The organism is Stieleria mannarensis (assembly GCF_014154935.1).
Taxonomy (GTDB): domain Bacteria; phylum Planctomycetota; class Planctomycetia; order Pirellulales; family Pirellulaceae; genus Stieleria; species Stieleria mannarensis.
In genome coordinates this window covers 24531-46200 of the sequence record NZ_JACEHH010000036.1, presented here as the reverse complement: position 1 = coordinate 46200, position 21670 = coordinate 24531, and the positions used below count along the sequence as shown (strand labels likewise).

Here is a 21670-nt window from a genome sequence, read left to right as displayed (position 1 = left end):
TTACGACCGTCCTAATCCTTGCAGATTCGCATCACGAGCTCACGCGTGCCCCGTTCGACGTGTTCTGACGGACGAAAGTTCCTCTCTTGCGAGCTTTCCGCGCCGGTTGATACCGTCCGCTTGCACGATGCGACGCCCTTTTGGCCGCGAATCCTCCGCTGGGCCGAGTTAGCCCCCCTCGTTGGAAGCGGCCGCACCCTGTCAGGATGGCAGTTAGATGACTCTTCTAGCCGTACAGAAAGCCGCCCGTAAGAGCGGTGTCCCCCGCCGCCGGAATCGTTTTTTCGCAGTGAATCGCTCGGCGTTGCTGGTGCTTGCCGCGGCGCCCCTGCTTGCGTCAACCGGTTGTAGTTGGAACACCAGCGGCAAGAACGTCCTGGGGGCCCAGTTGCACCAACAGGGACAGTACACCGCGGCGCTGCAGCAATTTCAGCAGGTGGTGGCCGAAGACCCCACCAACCCCGACGGGTATTACAACCTGGCCGCGACCAAACACCGTTTGGCCAGCCAGCGGAACGACGAAGCGCTGTTTCGCAATGCCGAGGCGCTCTACAACCAGTGTCTCGACCACGATCCGAACCATATCGAGTGCCATCGCGGGTTGGCGGTTCTGTTGATGGATACCGGCCGGCCGGACCGCGCGTTCGCCTTGATTAAGAATTGGGCCTCGAACAATCCGCTGGCTTCGGAGCCACGGGTGGAACTGGCGCGGTTGTACGAAGAGGCCGGTGAGTCAGGGACGGCGCTGAAATACCTGGAGGATGCGGTGCAACTGGACGCCAACAATTCCCGGGCTTGGCTGGCGCTGGCGCGGCTGAGAGAATCCGATGGGGATCTGCCGCAGGCGTTGCAGAACTATCAGCGGGCCCTGGCGCTCAACAACACCCAGCCGATGATCGCCGAACGCGTCGCGGCGCTCAGCCGCCAAATCAATTCCGATTTGGATGCCGCCCGGACCAACGCGAACAGCCAAATCGCCACCCCGCTGCCGTATCCGACGACCTCGCGGTACTAGTGCGGGAAAAGGGGCAGGAGTCGATGGCACGGGCATAATGTTGGTGTGCAGGCTTTATTCGCCCACTGTCGCTGCGTCGCAGCGACCGGCAATCGCCTAAAGGCTAGACACCAACGGTTGCTGAATCCCTTTTCGTTTGCGGCGCTGTAGAATACGCGGGATAGGCTGTCCGCGTGTTGCCACGACGACGTTTCCAAATCCGTTGCTGTTTCGGCCGGTACGATCATGGATTCTCCCACGCCCCCTCTGCAATCGCCACGCTTAGCGACGGAGATCGCCAAAATTTTTCCGCCGCAGGGATCTTGGGCCAATGAGGACTACTTGCGGTTGACCGATCAATCGCGTTGTTTGGTCGAGCTTGTTGACGGGACAGTGGAGGTCTTGGAAATGCCGACCGAAGCACATCAATTGATGGTGAAGTTCTTGTTTTTGGCGTTTCATTCAGTGGTTGCTCCCGCTCGGCTGGGGACTTTGGTGTTCGCGCCGATTCGTATCCAAACGGGTGCAAATCGATTTCGCGAGCCCGATTTAGCATTCTCGCTGGCCGAAAATGCGGAGCGACGGACCAGCGCCTACTGGCGTGGTGCCGATCTGGTCGTTGAAGTGGTCAGTGAAGACGAATCCAGCCGCTATCGGGATTGGCGATCCAAGCCGGTCGAATATGCGGCCGCCGGAATTCGGGAGTATTGGATCATCGATCCTGAGCAACGCGTGATTCGAGTGCTCGGTTTGGATCAAGGGAGTTACAGCTCGGTCAGGGAGTTTTTTGACGGCGAGTTTGCCACATCCGAGTTGCTGGACGGTTTGTCGATCCGCGTTGACGATGTTTGGAAAGCTGCCGCCGGGGATTGAATCAACAAGCGAGACTGGGAATCGCTGTGCGAACGTAGCTACCTTCGCCAGAAGGTAAATTCCCGACGCTTTCCACGCTTTGGCGAACGTAGCGACAGCAAAGTGGCGTTGTCCGGCGAGGGGCGATATCGGCGCGGTGCGTCCGCATTGAAGGGGTTGAGCGGTGCACTAGCGGCTGTCGTTCCCTTGAGAAGACGTGAAACCCGCTGTTTCTCGGGACGATCCCTCTCCGCGTCCTAGGCTTGGACGGATGCGTTCCGGCTGACGAGCCTGGCGCCTGCGCAAAAGACATGCCGCCAAAAGCGAGGGGTATTGCAGTGGACTACGAAGGTTTTCCCATTCTTGACGCTGACGAAGTGGCCGGCCTGATCCCGGATGGGGCGATGGTGGCGTTCAGTGGGTTTACACCGGCCGGAGCGGCGAAAGCGGTTCCGCGGGCTCTGGCGCGTCGGGCGCGTGAGTACCACGCCGCAGGGTTGCCCTACAAGCTGCGGGTGCTGACCGGCGCGTCGACCGGCAGCAGTCTGGACGAAGCACTCGCCCAGGCCCAGGCGATCAGTTGGCGGGCACCCTATCAATCCTCGCGCACGCTCCGCGACCAAATCAACCGCGGCGACGTCGATTTCGTGGACATGCACCTGTCGGACGTTCCCCAGTTCACGTTGTTCGGCTTTTACGGGCCGATCGATTTCGCGGTCATCGAGGCGTCGGAGATCACCGCCGATGGACGAGTCTATCTGACCAACTCGATCGGCGCCTCGCCCGCATTCTTGCATTCGGCGGAGAACGTGATCATCGAGCTCAATCGCGGGCAGTCACGCCGTGTCGCCGAGATGTCCGACATCGTCGTCCCCAAGACGCCGCCCTATCGCCCGGCCATCGACTTGGATCATCCGCTGCAGCGGATCGGCAAACCCTACGCCCGCGTCGACCCGGAAAAGGTGATCGGGATCGTGGAAACCAACGAGCCGGATGAAGCGACCGATTTTTCTCAGGCCAACCAGATCAACAAGGCGATCGCCCAGCACGTCGCCGAGTTTTTTGCCAGCGAAATCGCTTGTGGCCGCATCCCACGCGAATTTTTACCGATCCAAAGTGGCGTCGGGAACGTGGCCAATGCCGTGCTGGAAGCGATCGGCGAGCATCCGGATCTGCCCGATTTCACCATGTACACCGAGGTCCTGCAGTCGTCGGCGTTTGAGCTGATGCGGCAGGGACGTCTCCGCGGCGCCAGCACCTGTGCGCTGGTGTTGTCACCGCAGCAGATGAAACAGTTGGTCGACGAGATTGATTACTTCTCCTCGCGGCTGGTCTTGCGGCCCCAGGACATTTCCAACAATCCCGCCGCCGTCCGCCAGCTGGGCATCATTTCGATGAACACCGCGCTGGAGATTGATATCTTTGCGCACGTCAATTCGACGCATGTTTGTGGCAAGCGGATCATGAACGGGATCGGCGGCAGCGGCGATTTTACCCGCAATGCCTATAAGTCGATCTTCATGTGCCCGTCGGTCGCCAAAGGCGGCAGCATTTCCACGATCGTCCCGATGTGCACCCACATCGACCACAGCGAACACTCGGTTCAAGTCGTGGTCACCGAGCAGGGGCTGGCCGACCTCCGCGGACTGGCCCCCAAGCAACGCGCGTTGACGATCATCGAGCGTTGTGCGCATCCCGATTATCGCGACTATCTGTATCGATACTTGCATGATTCCGGGGCCAGCCATGTCCAGCATGATCTGACCCGCTGTTTCAAACTGCACCAGAATTTCCTCCGCTACGGGTCGATGCTCCACGACGAAATCCCCGAATCGGAAATCGACCGGATCTTCTCGGCGTCCTTCTGACGGTCGGATTGCGGGCGTGCCGGAAAGGGCCTTGGGACGCTCGGCCGGTCGGTGCGCGTGTCTGGTCAAAAATTGGGCTGGTCAAAAATTGGGCTGGTCAAAAATTGGAGGACGGGCCGGTTGTGGTGTGAGCCAGGGGGAGCGAATCGGTGTCCTAGCGGCATCGCGTCTCGCAGACTGCTTTCTTCTTTCATTTTTTGACCACTCCATTTTTTGACCCTTTTTCTCCCCAGCCCCCCCAAAACCGTATCTCGGGGCCGAGCTGACCTCCCGCTCGTCACCCGTTGCCCGTACATTCTTCCAATTCGAGATCCTTCCTCCCCCTTTCCCCAACCTTTCGATCTGTCTGACCATGAAATCGATGGACAAAATCGTGTCGCTGTGCAAGCGACGTGGCTTCCTCTTCCAATCCAGCGAGATTTATGGCGGCGTCCAGGGGTTTTGGGACTACGGTCCGCTGGGGGTCGAGCTGAAACGGAATTTGAAGGAGGCGTGGTGGCAGGACATGATCCGAGGCCACAACGACCTGGTGGCTCCCGCGGGGGCCCCGGCGGCCTTCGAGATGGTCGGTCTGGATTGCACGATCATCATGCACCCCCAGGTTTGGAAGTGTAGCGGCCATTACGACCTGTTCCACGATCACATGGTCGATTGCCGGGAGTCCAAGAAACGCTACCGATTCGACCAGGTACGCGGCCGCTGGTGCGAGCGGGGCGACAAGAAAATCTTTGTCTCCACGCTGGCCGAGGTCGAACAGGAACTCGATGAAGTCCGGCGCCGTGCGATGAAGTTTTTCAAGCTTCGCGCCAAGAACGCCGACGAGCTGACGATCGCCGATGAATCGTTGACTTTGGACCAGCTCGATGACACCGAATCGGTGCTTGCCCCCGACGCAAAATCGCTGGGCACGTTGACCGAGCCGCGTGAATTCAACTTGATGTTCAAAACGACGCTCGGGGCGCTCGGCGGCGAGGACGACACCACGTTTTTGCGCCCGGAAACGGCTCAGGGGATCTTCGTCAACTTCAAGAACGTGCTCGATTCGTCACGCGTAAAGGTCCCCTTCGGCATCGGCCAGATCGGCAAGAGTTTTCGCAACGAAATCACGCCGCGTAACTTCACGTTCCGCTCGCGCGAGTTCGAACAGATGGAGATCGAATTCTTTTGCCCGCCGGATCAGTCCCAAGCCTGGTACCGTTATTGGCGTGATCGCCGGATGGCCTGGTACACCGAATTGGGACTGTCCAGCGAATCGTTGATCATGCGTGAACACGAACCGGCCGAACTGGCCCACTACAGCGTCGGGACGGCGGACATCGAGTACGCGTTTCCGTTCTTGCCGCCGGGGGAATACGGCGAGCTGGAAGGCATCGCCCACCGTGGCGATTTCGACTTGCGAAGCCACATGGAGGGCAAGTTGAACCCCGATTCGCCCGAGGGCCAGCCGATGCAGGTCGAGCTGAACGAGCACGGCAAGCCGAAGTATCGCGGCAGCGGCAAAGACCTTTCGTACCGCGACGAAGCGACCAATGAAAAATTCGTGCCGCACGTGGTCGAGCCGTCCGCGGGTGCCGATCGCGGTGTTTTGGCGTTCTTGTGCGAAGCGTACACCGAAGACGAAGCGCCCGACGACAAGGGGAACATGCAAACGCGAACGGTGATGAAGCTGCATCCGCGGTTGGCGCCGATCAAGGCCGCGGTTTTCCCGCTGGTCAAAAAGGACGGCATGCCCGAAGTCGCACAAGAAATCTATGGCGAACTGAAACAGCACATGAACGTCTTCTATGACGACAAGGGTGCCGTCGGCCGACGGTATCGCCGTCAGGATGAAGCGGGGACACCGTTTTGCATCACCGTCGACGGCGAATCGCTGAGCGACAAGACGGTCACGATCCGCGATCGCGATTCGCTGGAACAGACGCGGGTCAAGATCGACGATCTGAAGGGCGAATTGACCCAGCGATTGAGCTGAATGCAACCTGGGATAGGCTTCCAGCCTGTCATCACACCATCGATGCGCTGTGCGAACGTAGCGACCTTCGCCAGAAGGTGGATCCCCGGCGCATTCCACGCTCGCATCGCTTCGTCAGAGTGGCGCTGTCCCGCTAGACAGCAATCTCCATCGACACGTCAAAAGCGGAAACTCACTCGCTTGCGGCCTGTCGACTAAATCGACAGCCCGCTTGCGCGTCGTGCTTGTATTGCGTGGCGAAACTCTTGGCGAGTTCCGCTACTGCAGAATCCAGCGCTGACGAAACGCTCGCTCTTTATCGGTCGTGACGGTTCTTTCGATTCACAACTGAACCTCTGACGCTGCCCACCCAGCGGGTGGAGGAGATGTCCGCCCCGACGCGCGAATGCTGACGTACGGTTTTCGACCCTTCGGTAGAAAAACGTCCTTCTTCACTCGCCGGCAAGCGTATCCATGCAATACATCGCTCAGGACATCCCACAGGAACAGTTTTTGGCCCTCGGCGCGATCGGGTTTGCGATCATCGGGGCCGTCCTCTTTGTGACCTTCGCGATGATGGCGGGCACATTGAAGCTGTCGATCGCTTGGCTCGGCAAAGCGTCCCCCAGCTATCTGGCCTGCTTCGGTTGGTTGTTGGCGATCACGTTCGTCAATTGTTTTCTTGTTGTCGCAACACAAAGCCTGTTCGGGGAAACGGCGGTGCTGTTGGTCACGCCTTTGACCTGGTTCGTGACACTGTACATGGTTTCCACGGCCGCCGACTGTGGACTGCTGCGCGCGTTCGGGATTTGGATCGTCAATTCGTTCTTGTCCGCGTTCGGATTGGCTGCGGTTTTGTTACTCGTGCTGATTCCCTTGTCGATCCTGGGGGCAGGGCTGGATGCCGGCGGTGATCGGCTGCAGGCAGAGTTCGAAAAAGTCGACGCGATGATGGCGGAGCTGGACGAACAGCAACAGACGCTCGACCAAATCGAAATTCCCGAAATCGTCGAGGTGAATTTTCCATCCGAAGAAGACGCTGAATCGTCGCAGCCGGGCGAATCAAACGACGCTGATCCGACAGACCAAAATAGGAAAGCTGCCTCAACGATCCGCTTCATGCCCCGGTCCAATGATCGACCGGACCGAACAACCGTCACGCCCCGGCGCGCCGCCGACGGTAGCCTGGTGAACCCGTTCTTCGAAAACTGATCGTCCGCGATCGGCCGCGCAATTGTCTCGCGCGATCGATTCCGATCCAGGAGGACCGATGTCCAGCGTCGTCTTACGCACCAGCGAGTCCGAAGTTTGCCGCATCCGCTGCGGACCGCCGTTGCAGGCATTCGCGATGCGTTGGAACTATGTCGTTCGCCAGCGGCATCGCTGGGCCGATGATCCGGCGGCCCGAAAACGACAGACGATGCGGTTGCAGCGCGACCTCCGCTCGCTCGGGGTCACCGCCAAACATCTCCGCCGGCTCAAGGGCATCGTGGAGGTCTCCGTTCCCGATTCCGACACCGATCAGTACTGGGAATCCAGGATCTTGCCCTGGGAGTACGTGCTGGCAGCGGCGACCAAGCCGTATCGTGTTGACGATGCGATCCTGGTCGTTCGGCATTTGAAAACCGGCCGCCGGAAACGCACGCGGACACCGAAGCGGTTGGTGGTGATCGAGACGGCACCGGGTGGACTGGCGCGGCACTTCAATTTCTCCGCCCAACGGCAGCTGGTCACCGGCGGCCTTCAAGCACTCGAGTGTGAACAGATCGCGGTTTTGGAAAACCCGACCGAACGGCAATTCGGCCGGCAGATCAAAACGGTGTCCCCGGACATCGTGCACGTGACCGGGTTCGATAACCGCAGCGGCCGCGAGCGGCTGGGCAGCAACCTGTCAGGCGTCCGCGACGGGCTGTACCTGGCCGATCCTTCCAGCGAAGCCAAAGAGTACCGCGCCGAAGTCATCGCGCGGTTGCTCAACCGCGGTTCGCCGAATCCGTTGTTGGTCGGATTGCAGTGCTGGGACTCGGCGGCGCGGTTGGCCCCGATGACGATCCACGCCGGTGCCCGCTCGGCGATCGGGTTCCAGCACACGTTTGACGAAGCGGTCGCCGAGATTTTCTTTTTGCATTTCTATCGTGCTTACGCCGATTCCGAGTGGAATCTGCTGGCCGCGTTTTGCAGCGGCTGGGAATCGATCGCCGCCTATCGGCCACGGATTCGCGGCAGCAGCATCGTGCTTTGGTCGGCCGATTCGTTGGTTTCGGCGGCAGCCGAAATCGGACGCGACTGTCTTGGTGCGGTCGCGTCGAAGACAAAATCGTCGGCGCTGCGAAGTTCTTTCGTACGCAGGGCCGATCCAAGCCAGGAGCGAATCCGCGACCTGGTCCAGGTTTCGGTGAGGCCCCACAAGCAACTGAACTACTCTTCGCTTCACAACGGCCAGAGCGTGTTTGACCAATTGACGTTGCGGTTGAACCCGAACGAAGACCAACGCGACGCGATCACACAGATCGATGACGTGGAATTGGAAGTCCAACTGCATGTCGGTGTGGATTCGTATCCGTTTCGATCAAGGCTGGATTTGAGCACCCGGACCTATCGCTACGATTTGGCCGACCGAGTGACGTTGCCACTGACCGGCGATGTGTTCCGCGAGATCAACGAACGCGTTCAAACCAGCTTGTTCGTCGATCTGCGTTGGCACGACCAGGTGTTGTATCGTCACACCCATGCGATCTGGTTGGCCCCGATGGACCAGTGGACGTTGGACGCTTCTCAGATCGGCTGGTTGCCGTCGTTCGTGCAACCGCGCGACCCGGCGGTGGCACGGACCATCGACGTCGCCCAGGGCTACCTGCAATGTTTGAATGATCGGGTCGGGGCGGGATTTGACGGCTACCAAAGCTATGACGGAATCGCCACGGGGTTGGAATGTTGGGCGGGTGTGGATCGGCAAGTGCGATCGATTTGGGCGGCGCTGTCGCTCGGCGCGAAGCTTCGCTATATCAATCCGCCGCCGTCGTATGCGGATTTCACTCAGCGGTTACGAACACCCGGTGAAACCCTCGGCGGCGGTTTCGGCACCTGTGTCGATTTGGCGATCGTGATGGCGTCGTGTTTGGAGTGGATCGAAGTGCATCCGGTGTTGTTCTTGTTGCACGGGCATGTTTTCGTCGGCTACTGGAAAGACCTCCGTGCCCATCGCCGGTTTTTGGATGTGGTCACCGAGGATCTGCCGACCCAGAGCGGTGAAAGTGAGTTGCCGCGTGATGACGGAACGCAGCGTTGGGTGTCGGGGCCGAAAACGTATGCGGAGATCAAAGGGTTTGTCGATCGCGGTGAATTGGTGCCGATCGAGACGGTGGCGTTGACGACGGGAAAAGGATTCGGTGCGGCGATTGACGAGGGGCGTGGTCACTTCTACAAAAAACGCAGTCGCGCGTTTCGCGCCATGATCGATTTGGTCAGTGCCCGAGCCGACGACGGTGTCACACCGCTGCCCCTTCGATTTTCCGATCATCACGTCGGCTAGGAGGTCCATCATGGACGGCAAGTTTCTTGAGATCGCGCGTGCGGCCACCGGCGGCAGCAGCCAGGTCCAGCCCTTGGTTCAGCCACCCGAGCGGACACGGGTTCGCACGACGACCGCCGCACCGGCGGACCAGCGGACGCCCGTGGTGCGTCTGCAACTGGTCGACGATGATGGCATCTTGGACTGGGAAGACGTCACCGCGATGCCGCCGGATTTGGGACGCTTTCGCGGCACGCCGTCGATCAAGGCCCGCGAGACGTTCGAGGTCATGGAGTTGGAATTTGAGCGGTTGCCGCCCTCCAAGATCACTCAGTTCTTGACCCACCGCGACGAAAAACTGACGCCCCATCGAGGCTTGCGGCGTCTGGACGGTGACACCAAGACGCTCTCACCGGCGGAGTTTCCCGATGCCGGTGAAGCGTTGGTGTTCGTGCACGGGACGTTCAGCAACAGCGAGAACATGATCGCCGGATTGTTGGACGAGAAAAACGAACGCGGCGGCGAGTTTCTTGAGCAGGCGATCCGGCGTTACAACGGCAACGTGTTCACCTTCGATCATCCGACGCTGTCGGTCGGGCCGATTTTGAACGCGTTTGATCTGCAGCGTGCCATCGGTGCCAGCGAAGCGAAGATCCATCTGGTCAGCCACAGCCGCGGCGGGTTGGTGTCGCGGTGGTGGTGCGAGACGTTTGATCCGCTGGCCCGTCGCTGCGACAAGTCGATCTTTGTCGGTTCACCGTTGGCGGGGACGGGATTGGCCGCACCGCCGAATATCCGCGAAACGATTCATTTGTTGACCCAGTTCTCGCGGGCATTGCAGACCGCGGCCGGATTGACCGCGCTGGCGATTCCCGTCTTTTCGGTCGTCGAGGCGATGTTGCGCGTCGTCACGTCGATCACCAATCTGGCGGCACGAACGCCGGTGGCCGATGCGGCGATGGCAATGGTGCCCGGTTTGTTCGGCATGTCCCGCGTCGGCAACAACCCCGAACTGCGGCGGTTGTTGGAAACGCCGATGTCGCAAACGGAACGCTATTATGCGGTCCGGTCGGATTTCCAACCCGTCGATCCGGCCTGGAAGTTTTGGCGGATGTTCCGCAAAGAACGCGTGGTCAACGCCGCCGCGGACGCGTTGTTTGACGGTGCCAACGATCTGGTCGTCGACACGCCTTCGATGATCAACTTGGCCGACGAAGTGAAGATCCCCAAATCGCGAGCCTGGGATTTCGGCCAGTCGGCGACTGTGCACCACCTGAACTATTTTTACCAAAGCGATACGGCCAAATTCTTGGGCGATACGCTGTTGTAGGGGCGGCCAGCGGTTAACGTTTACCTTTCGTTTTTCGGGCTCCGGGCCTGTCAAATGAGTAAAACCCACGGATAGCAGCGCGTCCCCACGGATTCCAGGCTGGACTTTGGCGTAGCCACGCTCGCCAGAGCGTGGAAAACCCTGGGGATCCACTTTGGCGTAGCTACGTTCGGACCAGCGAGCGGAGACCGCGGAGAGGAATCTGATCAAAATCGGATTTTGTTAGACAAATCCGCGGCCGAGGCGCATCATGGAGGGCGTCATGCCCAGCGATGCCCCCTTGAACGCCCAAATTCGTCAAGCCGCCCGCCAGATCGCGGGCGAGCGAGAATCGTCTGCGCAGACGCTGGCGATGGCCCAGTTGTACGATTTGACGGCTGATCGGCTGGTCCGTTTCGCCGCTTCGATCACCCGCCGCCAGCACGACGCCGAAGACGCGGTGAGCGCGACGATGGTCAAAGTCGCTTCGCGCCCCAAGTTGCTGGTGGCCGCTGATCGCCCCTGGCACTACCTGTTGCGGATGGTCCGCAATGAATCGTTGGTGATTCTGCGTTCGCGGTCCCGCTGGTCGGCAATCGGTTCGCTCGCCGACCGGTTGATCGGTCGCACCTTTGACGTCGTTGAACGCGATGACGAGAACCGGTTGGTCTGGCAGGCACTGGCATCGCTGCCGGCCCCGCAAAGCGAAGTCGTGGTGTTGAAGATTTGGGAACAATTGACGTTTGCCGAGATTGCCGAAGTCTTGCAGATCACACCCTCGACCGCCGCCAGTCGCTATCGCTATGCGTTGGAGAAACTGGCCGGCAAACTCGCTCGTCCCTCTGCGGCTAATTCGGCTGTCCAACCGGCGGCGTCGCCGAAACCGACTGCGGAGCTGGTGCGATGACGATGCATCATGACGGACGCAAGGGGACTCCGCTCGGCGATGATTATGCGGCGGTGGAGCGTCAGATTGCGGCGCTCGGTGGCGCGATCCTGCCCGGACGTCGCCATCGCGACCAAGTGCTCGAGCACACGTCCGATTCGGTCGGGCGAACACGCAATCAGCGGCGAACCGTCCAGGTGACCCTGGTCATGGCGATGTTGTTGGTGTTGGTCTCGCCCCTGATCGGCGCCCTGACCCGTGTCCAGCCACCGCATCCGCAAACGGCCGATCAAACCAACGCCGCCGCGCTGCGTCACGCCGAAGCCAGCCAGATGAGTTTTGACTGGGCGTTGGTCGACATCTTTCGCCAATTCCGCGAACGCAAGCGGGCCGACATGCGGTGAGCTTCGGGGCGAACAGTCGCCGTCCTCTCCGAGGTCGGCGCATGGAAAAGCTTCGCTGTTGCGCGCACGCCGAGTTCGGAGAACACGGCGACCAATCGGGGCGCATCGCCACTTTGGCGCAGTATCCCACTGACAATCGCCCTAGCGGATCTCAAACGGGATGCTCGATTGGCCGTACTTTTTACCCACGACGTCTTCGATCGTCAGCTGCAATCGATAGGTCCCATGCGGCAGGCCTTTGGGCAGGTTCATTTGATAGGCGACGAAGTAGTCGCGCAGTCGATTGCGTGAGCGTTGTTGGTCGACGGGCAACAATTGACTGATGACCTTGGTCCCGTCGGCGTTGTAGATGTCGTAACTTCCTTGCAAGCGTGTTTGGAAGTATCCGCTGTGATCTTCGGCGGCAAAGTTTTCGATTTCGCAGTACAAGATCACTTGCTGTCCGGCGACGAATCGGTTGCCCTCAAATGGCTTGATCTGGCCATACGATTCGATTTCGGTGCAAAACTCCAAACAGGTCAGGGCCAGGGAATCGGTTGCGGTCGCCATGTGCCGCGTCGCTTCACGGAACTTCGGCAACGCCTCGGTGATCCGGCGACCGGATGACGGATGGCCTTCGGGATCGATCATCGTCCACAGACCCATCAACTGATTCTGTAGGTACAGTTGCTCCGTCGGGTTCAATCCCTGCATGGACTCGATGGCACTTTCCGGCTGGCCGGCCAACACCATCAGGTGACGCATCACGATCTGCCGTCGTTCACGTTGAATCGGACTTTCACCGTCCTGCGTTTGTGAAATCCGATCCAAGAGTTGTTGATACAATTCCGCTTCGGTCAGCTCGGCCGTCATGGCCTCGGGAGTCACGACCTCCGGGGCAACCCGTTCTTCGTCCGCCACCTGCTGGTGGCTGGCGACTTCCAATTCGCCGGCGTCGCCGGCGTGGGAGGCCGGTTGCACTTGGTTGGCATTCATCACGACGCCGGGATCGTCCTGAGCGGCTTGCTGAAAATCGTCTTGGGCGGCAAGTCGCGGCTCGGTCGCGGGCGTTTCTGGTTCGGTTGATGGAGGCGGCGGCACCGGGTTGCCGACCGCAGGCCGGCTGGCCAACGAGTCGTCGGTCACGGGCAGGTTGGCGACCGCTTCGCTGATCACGGGTTCATTGCCAACCGGCTCTTTGGTAACCGGATTGCCGGCTGTGGTTGTGCTGGTTGGGGGACCGCTCGCTGCAACCGCCGTTGGGCTTTCCGCCAGGTCGTTGGCGGGCAGGTCATCGACGGGCAGGTCATCGACGGGAGCGTCTTCGATCGACGTTTCGGCAACTTGGTCCAAAGGCGTGGATTGCGGTGCGGACCGCAGGTCGTCCAGCCGGGCCAGTTGGTCGGCGCCAGTGCCCAGTCGCACCGGAGACAGGTCGCCCGCCACCATCCGCGAATCGGGCAACGCGGGAAGTTCGTTCAGCGATTGTTCAATCGCGACGGTCAAGGCATGGGGAAGTTCGGTCTGGTTGAACGTCTGTCGCTGCGTGGTGGGTCGCCGCTGGGATGATCCGCCGGCGAGTGTTTGAGTTCTTGCCACCGGGGTCGCGCGGACTGCCGCTTCGGCATCACCGGGCCGATTCGACTGGTGCGTCGCGCTCAGGTCGCTCAGCGAGGCCGAGACGAGACCGGCCGCGGAGACGTCGACGTCGGTCGCCCCGGTCACGCTCGACGCATCGGTCAGGCTCATCTGCGTCTGCGGAGCTGTCTTTGGGGGTGCGGCCACCGCGCGGGGTGCCGGTTTTTCCTGACGCGGCTCCGGTTTATTCGTCGCGGTACTGGCCAGATTCGCCTGCGTCGCATCGCGCCCGACCCTGACCAATCCCCGTTCTTTCCCAGTGGACGACGTGGCCAGACGCTGCTCCGGAGCCGGCAGATCGGCGACGACGGCCGTCGGATCCTCGGTCACTTGGACGGTCGATCGGATCGGATTACCGCTCCGACACCCCGACAGCGCCAGACTGGTCGTCGCGAGGGCCACCCAGCAGGCGGCCGCCTGCAATGCAGCATGAGCGGAGTGTTTCTGGCTGTCGTCTGTGTGTCTCGCCGAGCGCATCCGTGCCTCGCAGGTCCAATTCAAAATTTTTTCGTGATCGGTGACGTCAATTCGACGTCCCGTCAGCGGCTTTAACGCAAGTTCAGAACTTTCAATACAAAATCTGCTTGGCGACCGGCAATGTCAAACCCGAGGCGATGGCGATTTGGGATTGGGGGGTGGATGTCCCTGCCGCAGATTGGTTTGCGTCTTTGGCGATGCGTTTGGAGGGTCGCCGTGTTCTCCGAACTCGGCGTGCTCGAAAAAGCGGAGCTTTGCTCCGCGCCGACCTCGGAGAGGACGGCGACTGTCTATGCTAGGTGCGACGCGTCGGCGAGCGGCCCGTCAGTCAACAGTACCGCCAGCGCGGACCACTGGCTCACGCGTCGCACCTAGCATCAGGCGATGATTTCGCGTTTGTTTTGGACGTAGTCCCAGAGGACGAATCGATCCAGGTTGTTTCCGCTGGTGAAGAACACGCGTCCGGAGGTGGATTGTGCCAAACGGTTTGCGAACCGGATGTCTTCTTCGGATTGGGACCAACTGGGCACCAGAAAGATGTTGATCGTGATGCCATCTTTACTGCACAACGCGGCCTCGCGCATCGTGGCTTGTTCGGTTTGCGGGTCCGGGGGGTACAGCATGTACAGCCATTCGCCTTCGCAATGCGCGGTCGGAAGCCCGTCGGTGATCAGCACGATTTGACGGTTGGGGGTGTCACAGTTGGCCAGATTCTGGCGAGCCAATTGCAGTGAACGCTGGATGTTGGTGAAGTGGGGATGGATTTGTGCTTCGCTGATCTCGGGATCGCTGAGGTCGGCTTTCAGCCGCACCCAAGGGTCGTGGATGGTCACCGGTTTGGGCATCAGGTTGATGATTTCTCCGGGGGCCCTCAATTTGGCGAAGGTGTACATTTCGATGAAACGCAGGAAATCGCCGGGGTACTCCGATTGGATCAATCCCTGCAGGGCCAGCGCCATGCGTTTGACGTTCATGTACTGGCCGTCGTAGCGCATCGAGCCGCTCATGTCCATGATCACGCAGGTGGCGCATTTGGGGTGATTGCGTGTCTTGTGGATTTCGATGTCGTCGCTGCGAAGCCGCAGCGGCCGCTCGTCACCTTGGCGGAGCAGGGCGTTGATGACCGTTTGCGGGATGTCCATGTTGGTGACCGAATCACCAAACTCGTACGGTTTGGTCTGCTGCAATTCCACCACCCCTTCGCCGACGACCGGGCCCTGGTGTCGTCCGCTGCGTGAGGGCGCCAGTTCGCTGAAGATCCGCTCCAGCAGTCGGCCTTGGAACAGCTTGTAGGCCTGGGGCGTGAGACGAAATTGTCCGGCCGAATCACGCTGCAACCCTTGGCGTTCGGCTTCTTCGCGGATCAGGTTTTCGACCTGCCGCCGCATCTCTTCGAGTTGTTCCATGTCGCCCGGCTGAGCGAACTCGCCGAGCATGTCCATGTCGATCAGCCCGATCTGGGCCGACTTGGCTGCCTCTTCGAGTTGTTTGAGCAGCTCGTCGATTTTTTCAAGCTCTTCCTTGATCTCCAGTGCTTTGGGCACGGACATCGATTCGTTGCCGGTGAACTCGTACTTGCTGGCCAGTTCTTCGATGTTGTGTTTGTCACCCATGCGTGCGGCGACTTTCAGCAGGTCGGTCGACAGCGAACCGCCGTGATCTTCGGCACGATACCAGAGCGATTCGAGCAGGTAGGGTTGTTCGCGGTTGATCGCCTGGCGGTAGGTTTCGGCAAGTTTTCGGGGAACCCGCACGTCCTTGGCGGCTGAATGAAAGGCTTTGCGCGCCTTCTTTTGGACCGACCTTGATTCGTAGGTTTCCAGGATCTTTCGTTTGCGTTCTTCCAGCATCGCCTTGAGAAAATCGATGCTCGGGCCTAGCCCTTGAATTTGGCTGGGGTCCAGGCGGACCGCGCGGGCGAGTTCCTCTTCGCTTAATTCACGGAACTCGCCGTACATCAACGCCTGTTCGAAGGCGGGCGAGACCAAGTCCGGTGGCGGCTCGCTCGGCGGTGGGAACGAGGCCGGGTCGTATTTCTGGTAGGCGTGGATGATGCCGCCGATTCGGCCGCCGCGTTGCTGGTTCATTGCAATTAAATTTCGTATTCGATTTTGCCGTGACGTTGGGCGCGGCTGATGCGATCCATGCTATACAGTCCCGCCAAGACAAACTCGACGCAACTGGCGCGAACGGCTTCGTTTTCACTGGCGTTGACTTCAAAAGCCAGGTCCCAAGCCGGCGGGACACTTTGCAATCGCTCGGCGTACTGGCTGCTGGGCAACAGGTCGCCGACTTCGACCCGGACGCCGCTGCGGAAGATCTCGGCGATTTCGCCCAGCCCGTGTTTTTCGACGTATTCAGCGAAGATCACCGAGACGGCTTTGGCGACGACGGCGTCCAGCACCTGCCGTTCGCTCATTTGGTGCGTCCCCATCAGATCCAACTCCAGTTTCCCCAGAGAACTGGAATAAAGATGCCCCAGGTCGCTGATCCGTGGCACGGCCGGTCGTTCGTTGTGCAGGATGCCGCGTTGACGGGCCGAGGCGATCATGGTGCGGAAATTGGCGAGCGAGAATCGTGCCGACACGCCCGACGCCTGGTCGATGAACTTGCTGCGCCGCGCCTGCTCGGTGATCTCCTCGATCAACTGAAACATAAAGTAGGGCACTTGGACCGGATACTCCCCGCCCAAGTCCTCCCCGATCTCCTGACGCAGGATGTCGATTCCCTGGTCCCGCTCGGTCGGATAATGCGTTTGGACGATCGTTCCGATTCGGTCTTTCAGCTGCGGGATCACCTTGCCGCTGCGGTTGTAGGTCGCCGGGTTGGCCGAAAACAGGATCATGATGTCCAGGTCGAATCGGATCGGATAACCGCGAATCTGGACGTCGCGTTCTTCGAGAATGTTGAACAAGCCGACTTGAACCAGATCATCCAGTTCGGGCAATTCGTTCATGGCAAAGATGCCGCGGTGCATCCGCGGGATCAGCCCGAACGACAACGCCTCTTCGGCGCTCATGCTGACCCCGCCGGTCAGTTTGGCCGGATCGATTTCGCCGATGATGTCGGCAAACTTCGTTCCCGGCGACAACCGTTCGGAATAGCGGTGGTCACGATGCCACCAAGCGATCTTGATCTGGTCGGGATCCAAGGTTTGGATCAACTGTTTGCCGAGCGAGGTGACCGGATGGGTCGGGTCTTCGTGAACGGGCAGGTCGGGGTGATCGATGTAGGGAATCCACTCGTCCAAGAAACGCGTCAGCATCCGCATGATGCGGCTTTTAGCTTGTCCCTTTTCGCCCAGGAACAGCATGTCGTGGCCGGCCAGCAGGGCCAAATTGATTTCGGGGATCACGGTGTCGTCATAGCCGACGATCCCCGGAAACAACTCCTCGCCGCCGGCAAGCATTCGCGTGAAGTTGTCGCGGATTTCTTGCTTGACCGTTTTCGATTTCCAACCGCTCTCGATCAACTCTTTTAAAGTCGTAGCCGTGGGCGTTGCCGTCGCGACGTTCATTCACCATCGTCCGTAGAAGTTAAGAAACGAGCCTTCTGTCTGCGTCTGTCTGTCAGCGTCTGATTGTAGCCTGTTGCAAAGACCGCAATGCTTGACGCCTGATCGACGGGGCATCACACCACGCACGCTAAGTTAAGGCGAACCCGCGGATCTCAGGCCGCATCACATCCGTGGGTTCACGCTGCTATCCGTGGGCTTTTACGGTACCCCCCAGGCCTCCTGCCCGAACGCACCATCTAAAGGCAAGCTTCCTGCTAAGGAGAGTGAATCTCGTAAACGCCTTGCATCTGAGAGGTTAAATACCGCACGCTCTCTGGAACGGGGAGCTTCAGGAATTCGACGACGTCGCGCCTTAACTTGCGTCTCTAGGAATCCACAGCATGTACCGCGCGGCAAACGGCTGCTGCGTCAGCGGCTGCTTGCCGAGGGCAGCGATCTGCCTGGCCAGGCGTTCAGACTGTGCCCCCAGTTCCAAACCGCACCGGCGGTCAACAACAGGGCCACGATCATGGTCACAATCAAACTCGGGCGGGTGCATTGACGTCGCAGCCGCGCGATCCATCCGCGGGATGCGACGGGGTGATCGCGAATCTCGCCGTCGGCGGGCTTGCCGCTCGGATTCGCACCCACCAAGTTCTCGTGAACCGGTGGTTGCGTCAACGATTGCTCGGCCGGCGGCAACGGGCATTCCAGGGGCGGCGGAGTGATCGTGCGAGTGCGTTGGTTGCAGACCTCGTCAATGTGATGGGTTGCGACCGACGTCTCGGACGATTCACAGGACTGAATCAAAATGGGGCCGTCGGCGAACTCCGCGCGACCGGCTCGATACAAGGTCGCCGGGCGAATTCGACCGACATGGGCGCGGGAATGTTGGTCGGTTCGCTGACGCGGGTCCAGCAATCGGTACGTCGAAACGGCGATCCGAGAAAGTTGCTGTTCGGTCAACGTGTTGGGGGCATGGAGCTGTCGTTTGGCCAGTGATTCGGCGGCGCGGCTGGCCGCGCGTCGGATCACCGCGAGCCGAGTTTCCTTGGGCTGGATCCCGATCCGTTGAAAATCGTCGGGACCTAATGTCACCACCTCATCCGCCGCGTCGACATCGCCGACCGGTGGGGAAAGGAATTCGAATTCAGCCGATTTGCACAAAGTGACAATCACGTTTTAAGGAAATCAGTTCGCCGCACAGGCCGCTCGCCGAGTCACGGGGAGACCGCTTGAGGGGCCGAATTTGGACGTGGGCAACTGATGGGACGGTGGGGGCAGTGGTCGCAGCGTGGTTATCGCTGGGCACACCGCCGACGTGGAAGGCAATGCCTCTACTACTGGGAGCCCCACAACCGGGAAACGGTTCGCGGTGAAGGATGCACCCTTTTTTTCTGAGACTCAATTCGACAGATTTAGTGCCATATTGTCGGTGCGTGGAATAGGTTCGTCCAGTTTTTTGTCCGCGAGTGATCGGTCTTGCCGTCAGAGACGTGGCAGGGTGCAGATCAGGGCCTTAACGAATTCGGTTGCCCAAGTTTCCCCCCGTTGTGGCTTACCACAACGACGCCGAACCGGTGGATTCCAAAACTCTCCCAACAGGCGCGTGGCCGCATTCACAGAACGCGGGTGCCCGCCCCGTCGTAGCTACGCTCGCCAGAGCGTGGGGGGCATCCCCGAGTGAACCACCTTCTGGCGAAGGTAGCTACGTGCATGAGGGCTTCTCGACACTTCATGCGTGCTGCGATGCGTTCGGAAGGTCGCCGTGTTCTCCGAACTCGGCGTGCGCGAAAAAGCGAAGCTTTGCTTCGCGCCGACCTCGGAGAGGACGGCGACTGTCCAGCCCAATCGAAAACGAAGCGACGGTTGACGGCTAGTCATTCAGGGGCACGGGGATTCTGGCCCAAAAGGGGCGTTTGCGGTCGGCGCGGCGCCGGGTGTCTTCCAAGATGGTTTCCAGTTCGCCGTCAAACCGGAAGTAGTCCGGAACGCGATCTCGGGAGCGCCGAATGACGACTTGCTCGTTCAGGTCGATTCCCATGTCCGGGCGCAGGCAGAGCATGTAGGAGTCGCAGGGGCCGTCCATCCGGATTTGGTTTCCGCCGCCGATCGACGCATCAACGACCCCGGCCCGTTTGCGTTCGGCCTGCTCCCAGAGCACCGGGTTGATTTCCACCAGCGGTTTCAGCGGTCCCAGTTCCAGCCACCAAAAGTACTGGTCGCCTTTGCGCATCGTGCGGGCATCGATGTCCTGGGGCATCGGTTTGCGGACGTGTGTGGCAACATTCATCCACTCGAAAAGTTTGGGGATCTCTTCATAAAAGTCTTCTCGTGCACGTCCCCGATACATCACCACGGTCGCATCGTTACGCACGTTCATGTAGTCGTCCAAGACGGCGCCCATCCGGATCAGCGGCGGCTTCGGACCGGAGGCCTCGCCCATCACGAAGTACAGCGGAATGTGTTCCGCATTGGGAAAGTAATGTTGAATCGTCTTGGACGGTTCGCCGTTGATGCTGATCATGCCCGCCCAATGGTCCGGATGGGACAGTGCGATATCCCACGCGGCGGTCGCGCCGTCACCGTGGCCGGCCAGAAAGACACGATCGGCATCGATCGACGCACGACGCATCGCATGCCGCAGCGAGGAGAGCACCGCATGGTGTTCGCGCGGCGTGTATTCGTAAGTCCGCTGGGTGTCGCGTCCCCATTTGGGCGCAACGACGATGTAACCGTTTCGTGTCGCATGTCCGATACGGGCATTCAGCGACGGGTCAAAATCACCCGCCCACCATGCCAATTCCAATTCCGGCGGCGCGCCCGGCGGTGCCAGCACGACCAAACACGGATACTCGCGTAGCGGATCGTATTCCGGCGGCAACTGGACCAGATAATCGGGAGTGTCAATCAGCGACTGCTCGGCGGCGTCTGTGTCGGCGGTGCCGCCGATCCAAAACAGGCCGGGAATGTCGGGATCGGCGGATCCCTCGGGCCATGACTTGACCGGCAGCAGTTGTGGCAGCAATCTCGCGACGTATTCGATCTGTGCGCCTTCGATCGTGCGCAGCTCTTCCAGGATCTGTGGCCGTCGGATCAGATCGGCCGGCCCCAGGTATTCGGCGACCAGATCGCGGACTTTGACCAACGAGGTCGCGACGACCAGGTTCTGTTCGCCCGATCCCGGCCCCATCAACCAACCGGCCACCGCCAGTGCGACTCGTTCATCCAGCGAGACCGTGTCCGACTTTCGCAATCGTGAGTAATCGTTCAGCCGGGGCAGGGTTGCCGAGCTGAGGCCTTTTTCGATCTCTGAAAAAACGCTTTGAAGCGATTCGCGTTGGCCTTCGGGAAGTTGCTCCAGGTCCGCGCGCAAGGCGTCGACCAGCTCTTTGACTTGGCGGTCGGTTTCGCTCAGTTTCTCCACCGCGATTTTGACCTTCTCGCGCGTGATCCGTCCGACGGCGTTCATCGGGAACCGTTGGTAGACGCTGCGGGCATACTGTTCCTGGCCCACGCTCGCTCGCAGGGCCGCTTCGTCGATCAATTGATTGGCTTGTCGATTGACGATGCCGATCAACTGGGTCTTCATGTCTTTTAGTTCGGGGAACGCGCGGATCGTCCGCGTCAGTTCCTCTTCGGCGGCGCGAAACCGTTCGGCTTCGATGAAGAAACGGACGACGGTCAGTCGCTCGTTGACATCGGATTGGTCGATCCGTTGACGGAAGATGTTTTGCAGCGTGTCGGACATGATCGTGCTGGTCGCGACCCGCATGTCCCACACGTACGACGGTCGTGCCTTGAGCGCCTCGACCTTCGCGTAGCGCGAGTTCAGTTCCGTGATGCCTTGAACGATGTCGATCGCTTCGCCGGTCGGGCCGCGGATCGTGATCGTCCGTCGTCCGTATTCGTTGAAATCCGAGACGCCCAGGATGTCGCCGATGCCCTGGATCGGGCTGCCGCCCAGCGGAACGGATTGTTTGAATTCGATCGTTCGTTCGATCCCACGAACATCTTGCGGCGGACCGGCGACCATGCCGCGCTCGTGGATGTACACACGACGCAGCCCATCATCGACCAGCAGGATGGGACGCGATTTGGGTTGCCCTCGGCCGCCCGCATCGAACGGGTTTTCGTTCAGCGAGGCGATTTCCGCGAACAGACCTTCCAACGCGATCCCGCTCTTGAGCACGATCCGTTGGTCGGCGTGGGCAATGGAACACAGCGCGAGAACGGCCGCCAGAGCGCAGGCGATGGCTGTCCAGCGAAAATCGCGTCGTTGCGGCAAGTGTCGCGTCATCGTGG

At 60.2% G+C, this 21670-nt stretch carries 14 protein-coding genes; 9 read left to right on the top strand and 5 right to left on the bottom strand.

Annotation, left to right across the window (positions count from 1 at the left end):
- Positions 1-217 precede the first annotated feature (217 nt).
- From H1B37_RS22415 to H1B37_RS22375, 9 genes are all read left to right on the top strand, one after another.
- Entirely contained in the window at positions 218-1015 is a 798-nt protein-coding gene (locus H1B37_RS22415; RefSeq protein ID WP_182868968.1) for a tetratricopeptide repeat protein, read from the top strand.
- Between the two features lie 225 nt (positions 1016-1240).
- Complete coding sequence (locus tag H1B37_RS22410; protein ID WP_182868966.1) at positions 1241-1867, top strand: Uma2 family endonuclease; 627 nt, start codon at positions 1241-1243, stop codon at positions 1865-1867.
- Between the two features lie 317 nt (positions 1868-2184).
- A complete protein-coding gene (gene scpC / locus H1B37_RS22405; protein WP_353620895.1) occupies positions 2185-3714 on the top strand; it encodes a succinyl-CoA:acetate CoA-transferase ScpC in 1530 nt (509 codons plus the stop codon).
- A 361-nt stretch (positions 3715-4075) separates the two neighbouring features.
- Positions 4076-5686, top strand: coding sequence for a glycine--tRNA ligase (locus tag H1B37_RS22400; RefSeq protein ID WP_182869016.1), 1611 nt, complete (start codon positions 4076-4078; stop codon positions 5684-5686).
- Between the two features lie 453 nt (positions 5687-6139).
- Complete coding sequence (locus H1B37_RS22395; RefSeq protein ID WP_182868962.1) at positions 6140-6877, top strand: hypothetical protein; 738 nt, start codon at positions 6140-6142, stop codon at positions 6875-6877.
- A 58-nt stretch (positions 6878-6935) separates the two neighbouring features.
- Entirely contained in the window at positions 6936-9197 is a 2262-nt protein-coding gene (locus H1B37_RS22390; RefSeq protein WP_182868960.1) for a hypothetical protein, read from the top strand.
- 10 nt (positions 9198-9207) lie between these two features.
- Complete coding sequence (locus H1B37_RS22385; protein ID WP_182868959.1) at positions 9208-10506, top strand: esterase/lipase family protein; 1299 nt, start codon at positions 9208-9210, stop codon at positions 10504-10506.
- Positions 10507-10768: 262 nt separating this feature from the next.
- A complete protein-coding gene (locus H1B37_RS22380) occupies positions 10769-11392 on the top strand; it encodes an RNA polymerase sigma factor (protein ID WP_182868957.1) in 624 nt (207 codons plus the stop codon).
- The gene (locus H1B37_RS22375; RefSeq protein ID WP_182868955.1) at positions 11389-11775 is read left to right on the top strand and encodes a hypothetical protein; all 387 of its coding nucleotides are present in this window, start codon (positions 11389-11391) and stop codon (positions 11773-11775) included. Before H1B37_RS22380 ends, H1B37_RS22375 begins: the two co-directional genes overlap by 4 nt.
- A 141-nt stretch (positions 11776-11916) precedes the next feature.
- Here the strand turns inward: H1B37_RS22375 and H1B37_RS22370 are convergent, their stop codons facing one another.
- From H1B37_RS22370 to H1B37_RS22350, 5 genes are all read right to left on the bottom strand, one after another.
- Positions 11917-13869 carry a hypothetical protein gene (locus tag H1B37_RS22370; RefSeq protein WP_182868953.1) on the bottom strand — a complete coding sequence of 651 codons (1953 nt, stop codon included), beginning with the start codon at positions 13867-13869 and terminating at the stop codon, positions 11917-11919.
- 377 nt (positions 13870-14246) lie between these two features.
- On the bottom strand, positions 14247-15956 hold the full coding sequence (locus H1B37_RS22365) for a vWA domain-containing protein (RefSeq protein ID WP_182868951.1): 1710 nt from the start codon (positions 15954-15956) through the stop codon (positions 14247-14249).
- Positions 15957-15961: 5 nt separating this feature from the next.
- Complete coding sequence (locus H1B37_RS22360; RefSeq protein ID WP_182868949.1) at positions 15962-17386, bottom strand: magnesium chelatase ATPase subunit I; 1425 nt, start codon at positions 17384-17386, stop codon at positions 15962-15964.
- 408 nt (positions 17387-17794) lie between these two features.
- Positions 17795-18544, bottom strand: coding sequence for a hypothetical protein (locus H1B37_RS22355; protein WP_182868948.1), 750 nt, complete (start codon positions 18542-18544; stop codon positions 17795-17797).
- 697 nt (positions 18545-19241) lie between these two features.
- Positions 19242-21665, bottom strand: a complete 2424-nt coding sequence (locus H1B37_RS22350; RefSeq protein WP_182868946.1) for a carboxylesterase family protein — start codon at positions 21663-21665, stop codon at positions 19242-19244.
- Positions 21666-21670 lie beyond the last annotated feature (5 nt).